The organism is uncultured Mucilaginibacter sp. (assembly GCF_903893715.1).
GTDB lineage: Bacteria > Bacteroidota > Bacteroidia > Sphingobacteriales > Sphingobacteriaceae > Mucilaginibacter.
The window spans coordinates 1-7,079 of record NZ_CAITNG010000149.1; the positions used below are offsets into that span (position 1 = coordinate 1).

A 7,079-nucleotide genomic window follows, 5' to 3' on the forward strand; every position below is an offset into this window, starting at 1 on the left:
GCGATGGCGGCCCGAACACCCTCCTCCCTTGTCGCCAAATCCGCCTCCCGTTGCTTTAAATCACGTTCTTTTAAATACAATTCTCGTTGCAGCGTTTCAAGTTTTACCTTTTTTTCGTATAAATCCTTATCTAACGCATCTATGCTATCATCTTCAAAGCGGTCATCCTCGTTCAGGTCTTCCTTGTCAACATAAACCGCTTCCTCCACCGGCTTTTTTTGCTCCACCTCATAAAACTTAATGTGCTTGGCAATTTTTTCCAAAGCCGCCAACTTATTGTGAAGTCTAAGTTGCACCGTAGTGCCATACTTCCCTTCGCTCACCTTCAAGCTCCATATCGCGCTCTTTTTATCATCCAAAATGTCGTTCATAGCCTTTATCTTGCCATCATCCCCAAAATAGTCGCCCATATTGGCAAAGGCAACCTTCATCAGTTCGCCCAAAAGCGTTTCATGGCTCACCTGCAGTTTTTGCGCTGCCTCAGCGGTACGCTTCTTTAAATAAGCCTGTATCTTGGGCATTTCCATCAATTGCCCGTTCATGGCTGTGGCCTGCGTATACCCCGCCCGCAAAGCCGCCCGTGTAGCGTTCATGTCTATTAAATACTCATCGCAAAAGCGTTGTTGTTTAGGTGTTAAAGTAAATGCGTCAATCGTTTTCATATATCAATCGTTGGTTTAAAATTTCAATCAAAAGGCCGCCACCTTTTTACACCCTCTTTACCGCGCAGCGGAAGAGAGGGTCGGCAAGCGCAGTGCAGCCGGGGTGAGTCAAATGCGCAACAAACCCGCCATAAAATGCCCCGCCAGTGGCGGCCGCCCTGCCGTCACCCTCTTTACCGCGCAGCGGAAGAGAGGGTCGGCCAGCGCAGTGCAGCCGGGGTGAGTCAACCGTACGACAAACCCACCATCACATGCCCCGTCAGGGGCTACCTGTTTGTAGCAAAATGTAAATTCAAAGTTTTGCCCCGTCAGGGGCTACCCTAAACACGGCAATTCCCAACGTCATCCCGATAGCTATCGGGACAGCATTAACAGGCACAAAAAGGTGCTTTATTGCAAATTATATGCAATATACGAAGAATAATTTATTATTACAAAAATTACAAAAGAAATATAAAATGTTGTCATTTCGAGCGAGCGCAGCGACGAGAACTACTCTCTAGAGCGTAGCGAAAAAACCTTCGCGAACTAATACATTCACGCCAGATATATCGCACGCCGACTAATCCCTTACAGAAGTTTTCTCCCTACGGTCGAAATGACATAAAATAGAACCCCCCTTTTATGTCATTTCGAGCGAGCGATAGCGAGGAGAACTACTCTCTTGAGCGTAGCGAAAAAAACTTTACAAAGCGGCATCCACGCCCTGCATCCGCGCCATACTTGTCTCCCGCTCACCTGTCCGTCGCAAATGTCATGTCCCCAAAGTTTTCTCCCTACGGTCGAAATGACATAATTTTGAAATGAGATAAAAATAGTAGAGGGCGGGGCGTAAAATTTAAGCACATCGTGCCCTGCCGCAAAAAATCAGGGTTTGGTTTTGCTGCTTTAACCGGTAGCCAAGCCTACAAGCGGCTTAATCTTCATTCGTCATCAATTTTCGATATATCGGTAATCCCCCTGATCACCTCGTCCAACTCTGTTGCCGATTGCATTAAATATTCCATTACTTTTTCGTGCTCGTCGCAACCGTCTTTTAGCAGGTTCATCAAACCCATCATTCGCGCAAGCGGAGCCCTGATGATGTGCGATTGCAGCCAGGATATTTCTTTTAATTTCTCGTTTTGCTCTTCAATAGCTTTAATATATTTCAGCTTATCAGTTATATCGTTTCCCAGTACTACTTCGGCTCGTTTCCCATCGTAATCAACAATGCTGCTTTGTATTTCTACGTTAATCTTTTCGCCGTTTTTCTTCTTGTGTACAAAAACTCCTTGCCGGTATATGGCATTGTTTTTGTTAAAATCGGCTAAAGATTTTTGCAGTATTGGGATTTCTTCGGCCGGCCGTATATCATTGATGGTCATCGATGAAAAATCTTCATGACTAAAGCCATAATGTTTTACTGCCGCGTGGTTAACTGCCAAAAAATTTAATGACTCCGCATCAAAAACCCACATAGGCAATGGGCTTAGCTGAAACATTTCGCTAAATTTTTTTTCGGAGGCCTGAAGCGCGATGGTTGTTTTTTTTAGCTCGGTAATGTCCGATCGGATGGCTATGTATTGATATGGCTTGTTCTTTTCGTTCAAAAACGGCACAATGGTCGCTTCAACCCAATAAAAAGATCCATCCTTAGCTTTGTTTCTAAATTCACCCTTCCAAATATTTCCTTTGCCAATTGTTGCCCAGAGGTTTTTTATATATTCTTTACTATGGTATCCCGAGTTTAATATGCGATGGTCTTGACCTACCAACTCTGCTCTGGTGTATTTAGACAGCTTGCAAAAATAATCGTTAACGTGAGTAATAACCCCCTTATGGTCGGTAATAGCAACTATGGACGATTCATCAAGGCAATATTTGTAGGCAATTAGTTCGTCTACGGTTTGTTTTAATATTTGGCCGGCTTTTTTTTGCTCCGAAACGTCCCTGAAATTACCCACAATAGCATGAATGCCTGGTTTGTCGAGCATATTGGTAAATGTACAATCGAGCCAAATAAAGTGTCCGTCAAAATGTTTGTATCTAAAACTACAAGCATCAGACACGCCGTCGTTGGCTAAAACCTTCAAATAAAACAATTTCATTTGCGGTTCATCGTCGGGATGTACGTTTTCCATCAGGCTGTCGGGCCTGTTTTCCGGGCTCCAGCCGGTAATCCGCTCTGCCGAAGGGCTACTGTAAATCGTATTGAGGTAGCGGTCGAACAAGGTAATACCCGAATAGCTGTTCTCTATCAATTCCCTAAAAAGTATATCGTGGTATATGGTTGGTTTTGCTGCCGTCATATAGTTCTCCTTTTAGTTCATAAAAATCAATACTTTATTAAATATCGGATTTTAATTTCGAAATATCTATAAAGATATTCACAACTATTGTTATCGATTTTATAAAACGATTATCCATAGCAAATAAGTTGGTTTTTTTTCGGTCATCGCCGATCTTCAGGTTGGTATGAATGTAAGATTTTATTCGAATCAACAAACGTTAGCGGTAAAACGATGGGCCGTCGAAAAGTTTATTTTTGTTGGCGAGAGGTAAAATATTAAAAAAAGCCATAGGGGTGTGTTGTTTTCAGATAGCTTTCCGGGAGTTTAAAATTCGTTTGATAAGTATTTAGAATTGGGCCGGCGAGAAAACATTTTTTCCAAATCTCGACTTTTGTATAAAATTAAACAAATTATTTAACCTTAAAAATATTTTTAGTTAATTTTTAATTTATATAACAAATATATCTTTACTGATAAAAAAGGAAATGATAAATACACTTTATTGCATTTTCTTCAAAAAAAACGCCTGTTTATAAAAATCCTGTTTTGCATAACATGTGTTTTCGTTACCTGCTATGTTTTAAAAGCCCTTTTTCGGAAAGAGGAGTCCTATAAAACCGGGTAAGCCTTTACCAATTGTTCAAAAAACCGTCGGGCTTGATCAAACCGAATATATGGTCGCATAAGTGGCTACGTAACTTTTGCCGTACTCAAATTATCGGCTCAATTAGATCTGAACATTTCGGCTTCAGCCGTTTTGCTGCCAAGGTTTGTGGATATGCGTATAGTGCACGAGCTTACAGAGGTTTGTAATATGTCGACGGTTATTGCAGCATCGGTTTTGTCAATGTGGTATTTTTTTAGGTAACTGCTGTTGGGCAGCAGCATATAGCTATGGTCATTCAGCCATTTTACCTTGAATGTATCCGGTTCGGTCCACTTTTTTGGCCCGTTGTCCCATTCCAATTGTTGGTCGCCGTTCCTTTCAATTTCCGAAATTCGCTTGTTGCCCAGCACCGTAAAATTCCCGTTCCTGAATTTCGCGCAATCCGGAGGAAGGTTGCAAGTCAAAACAAAAAGGGATAACACTAAGCAACCGATAACAAGGCTTTTCATTTAGGCGGGATATTTTTTTGAAGATAGCTTATATTGATGGGGTGGGCAAATAAGTATGTCAAAAAAGCGAGATGAACCTCCAATCCATTGTAGGTCGAAGCTACAAACTTCGATAATGGCAGCATTTGCAAAGATAACGCCTCCGTTAAGGGTATTATTACCTCTAAAAAAATATAGTGGAAAAAGGTTGAATTGATGCTGCAGTCCTTTTACTTTTGATTATTGAACCATCACAAACCAAGCAACAACATGAAGAAAATCAACATTATCTATTGGATATTTACTGGCCTGCTGGTAGCCGTCATGCTTTTTTCGGGCATCACCAGCATCATGAATACCCCCGATTCCATTAAAATGATGAGTGGCCATTTTGGATATCCGGCTTACTTTAACCAGTACCTCGGTGTTGCTAAAGTTTTAGGTTCGATTGCTTTGTTGGTACCGGGCTTTCCGCGCCTCAAAGAATGGGCCTATGCCGGTTTTGCTTTCGATATGATCAGCGCCGTTTATTCCGAAATATCCGTTCACGACCCGGTAGCGCAATGGGCGCCGATATTTGTTTTTATCGCTTTTTTAGCTGTGTCGTATATCTATCACCACAAAAGGTTAAAAGCTAAGGGCCTTGGGGGTGGGGTAAAGTAAAGCATTTTTAGTGCAGGATTGGAAATCCGGATTAAAGGGAAACCCGGCGGTAAGACCCATGCCCAATGATGTCATTTCGAACGAGCGCAGCAAGGAGAAACCTTTACAAAGCGCCTGCACTGTGCCGTAATTGTTCGTAAAGTTTTCTCCCTGCGGTCGAAATGACAGGGTTTGTTAGGTTTTGGACGAAGCTACAAGCTTAGACCAGTGGGGGGATATTTTATTTAAGCCACATCAAGTGCGAAAAAACGTGTTGATACATGCGCTATCTTTGTATAAATAATTAGATAAAATGGTAAAATCAAAGATCAATGAGCTATTAGAGCTTAAAATACTTCATGAGGAGGTAAATAAACTCATGATAAATCCCCATGTGAAAAAGCGATATTCTATAACAAGGAACGAAGAGCCATATCCGGTTGGGGACAATATTTATCAAACCCCCTTCTGTCTGTTCTTTTATGAACAGAGATACATGATTAAAAGCTTCTTGTGCTATTTAGTTTGTATTGGGGCCGATTTTAATAATGCGCAGATTAGATTTCACGACTATTACTGTAGCGATGTAGGCCGAGCTGATTGTTGGGAATGGGTAGATATTAATTGAATTAAAAAGCCCCCAATCACTCGAGGGCTTTTAAGAATTTCAAGTCTCCCCCTTCAGGGGGAGATTTAGAGGGGGCTTGCTATTTGGTCTGATAATACGCCTCACTCCATCTCAACTCATTCTTAAATTGCGGTATATTAGTATCCTTACCAATCAGCACGCACTCTATCCCGGCCATTTCGGCAAAATCGCTCAGTTGTTCGCTGCTCAGGTTTTGGCTGTAGCAGGTATGGTGCGCCCCTCCGGCCAATATCCAGGCTGCGCAGCCGGTTTTCATATCGGGCAGGGGTTTCCATAATACGCGGGCAACAGGCAGTTTGGGCAGGTCGTGCTCAGGCGCTACGGCTTCCACCTCGTTCACCAACAGGCGGAAACGGTTCCCCATATCAATAATGGAAGCATTGAGCGCAGGTCCACCGGCCACATTGAACACCAAACGCACCGGGTCGGCTTTGCCGCCTATGCCCAAGGGGTGTATCTCGCAATTCGGTTTGCCTAAAGCTATCGACTCGCATATCTCCAACATGTGCGAACCCAATACCATCGGGTTGCCTGGGTTAAAGTGGTAAGTATAATCTTCCATAAAGCTGTTACCGCCTTTCAGGCCGGTACCCATCACCTTCATGGCGCGTACCAACGCGGCAGTTTTCCAGTCGCCCTCGCCGCCAAAGCCGTAACCCTGGCCCATCAAACGCTGCGATGGTATGCCCGGCAATTGTACCATGCCATGCAGGTCCTCAAACGTATCGGTATAACCTTTATAATTGCCATCCTTTAAAAAGGCGCTCAAACCCAACTCAATGCGTGCAGCCTCGCGTAATGATTGGTATTGCGCGCCGCCTTTTTTAAGCGAGGGCACAACAGCGTAAGTCGCTTCATATTCGGCGGTTAAACGGTCAATTTCCGCGTCGCTCATCGCGTTGATCACTTTCACCAGATCGCCCACACCGTGGGTATTTACCGAATAACCAAAACGCATTTCGGCTTCCACTTTATCGCCATCGGTAACGGCAACATAGCGCATGTTATCGCCAAAGCGAACAAAGCGCGCGCCCTGCCAGTCGGCCCAGCCTGCGGCAACGCGGGTCCAGCCGCCTATTTGGTTCAGTACCTCTTCATCCTGCCAGTGACCCACTACCACCTTGCGGTTAATGCGCATGCGGCTCATAATAAAGCCGAACTCGCGGTCGCCGTGGGCGCTTTGGTTCAGGTTCATAAAGTCCATGTCGATGCTGTCCCAGGGGATATCGCGGTTAAACTGTGTATGCAAATGCAGCAATGGCTTGTGTAAAATTTTGAGCCCGCCTATCCACATCTTCGCCGGCGAAAACGTGTGCATCCAGGCGATGATACCGATACAGGCTTTGCTGCTGTTGGCATCGCGACAAACGTTATAAATTTCTTCCGGACTCTTTACCGTTGGCTTATATACCACGCGCACGGGTATTTGGCCTGCCCCGTCAAAAGCTTTGGCAATTTGTTGCGAATGCACCGCTACTTGTTTCAGTGTTTCTTCGCCATATAGGTCCTGGCTGCCGGTTACAAACCACACCTCAAATTCTTTCAGATCGATCATTGTTTTATGTATTGTGTGTTATAAATATTTCTTTTTATTTACTCCCTTCGGCCTTGCGCGTCAGGCTCCCCTCTTGAGAGTAATAGCCCATCATATGACAGATGGCATTAAACTTCTATTGAGAAGCAAGTCAAAATTTGATTTATTATCTCTGTGATTGTATTTAAAAGTAAACTCGTTTAAATAGGATTGAAGATGCTTGA

At 43.7% G+C, this 7,079-nt stretch carries 5 protein-coding genes; 1 reads left to right on the forward strand and 4 read right to left on the reverse strand.

The window, feature by feature from the left end; genetic code table 11:
- The 3 genes from QZX97_RS17845 to QZX97_RS17855 form a co-directional block, all read right to left on the reverse strand.
- On the reverse strand, window positions 1–662 hold a 662-nt coding region (locus QZX97_RS17845), incomplete at its 3' end, for a terminase small subunit (RefSeq protein WP_295664878.1).
- A gap of 923 nt (window positions 663–1,585) precedes the next feature.
- Window positions 1,586–2,953: a PAS domain S-box protein gene (locus tag QZX97_RS17850; RefSeq protein ID WP_295651001.1), complete on the reverse strand. Its 1,368-nt coding sequence runs from the start codon at window positions 2,951–2,953 to the stop codon at window positions 1,586–1,588.
- Window positions 2,954–3,658: 705 nt separating this feature from the next.
- On the reverse strand, window positions 3,659–4,051 hold the full coding sequence (locus tag QZX97_RS17855; RefSeq protein ID WP_295651003.1) for a hypothetical protein: 393 nt from the start codon (window positions 4,049–4,051) through the stop codon (window positions 3,659–3,661).
- A gap of 249 nt (window positions 4,052–4,300) precedes the next feature.
- Between QZX97_RS17855 and QZX97_RS17860 the strand changes: the two genes are divergently transcribed.
- Window positions 4,301–4,693, forward strand: coding sequence for a DoxX family protein (locus tag QZX97_RS17860; protein ID WP_295651005.1), 393 nt, complete (start codon window positions 4,301–4,303; stop codon window positions 4,691–4,693).
- A 686-nt stretch (window positions 4,694–5,379) separates the two neighbouring features.
- Here QZX97_RS17860 and araA read toward each other — a convergent pair.
- Window positions 5,380–6,876: an L-arabinose isomerase gene (gene araA, locus QZX97_RS17865; protein WP_295651008.1), complete on the reverse strand. Its 1,497-nt coding sequence runs from the start codon at window positions 6,874–6,876 to the stop codon at window positions 5,380–5,382.
- Window positions 6,877–7,079: the final 203 nt, after the last annotated feature.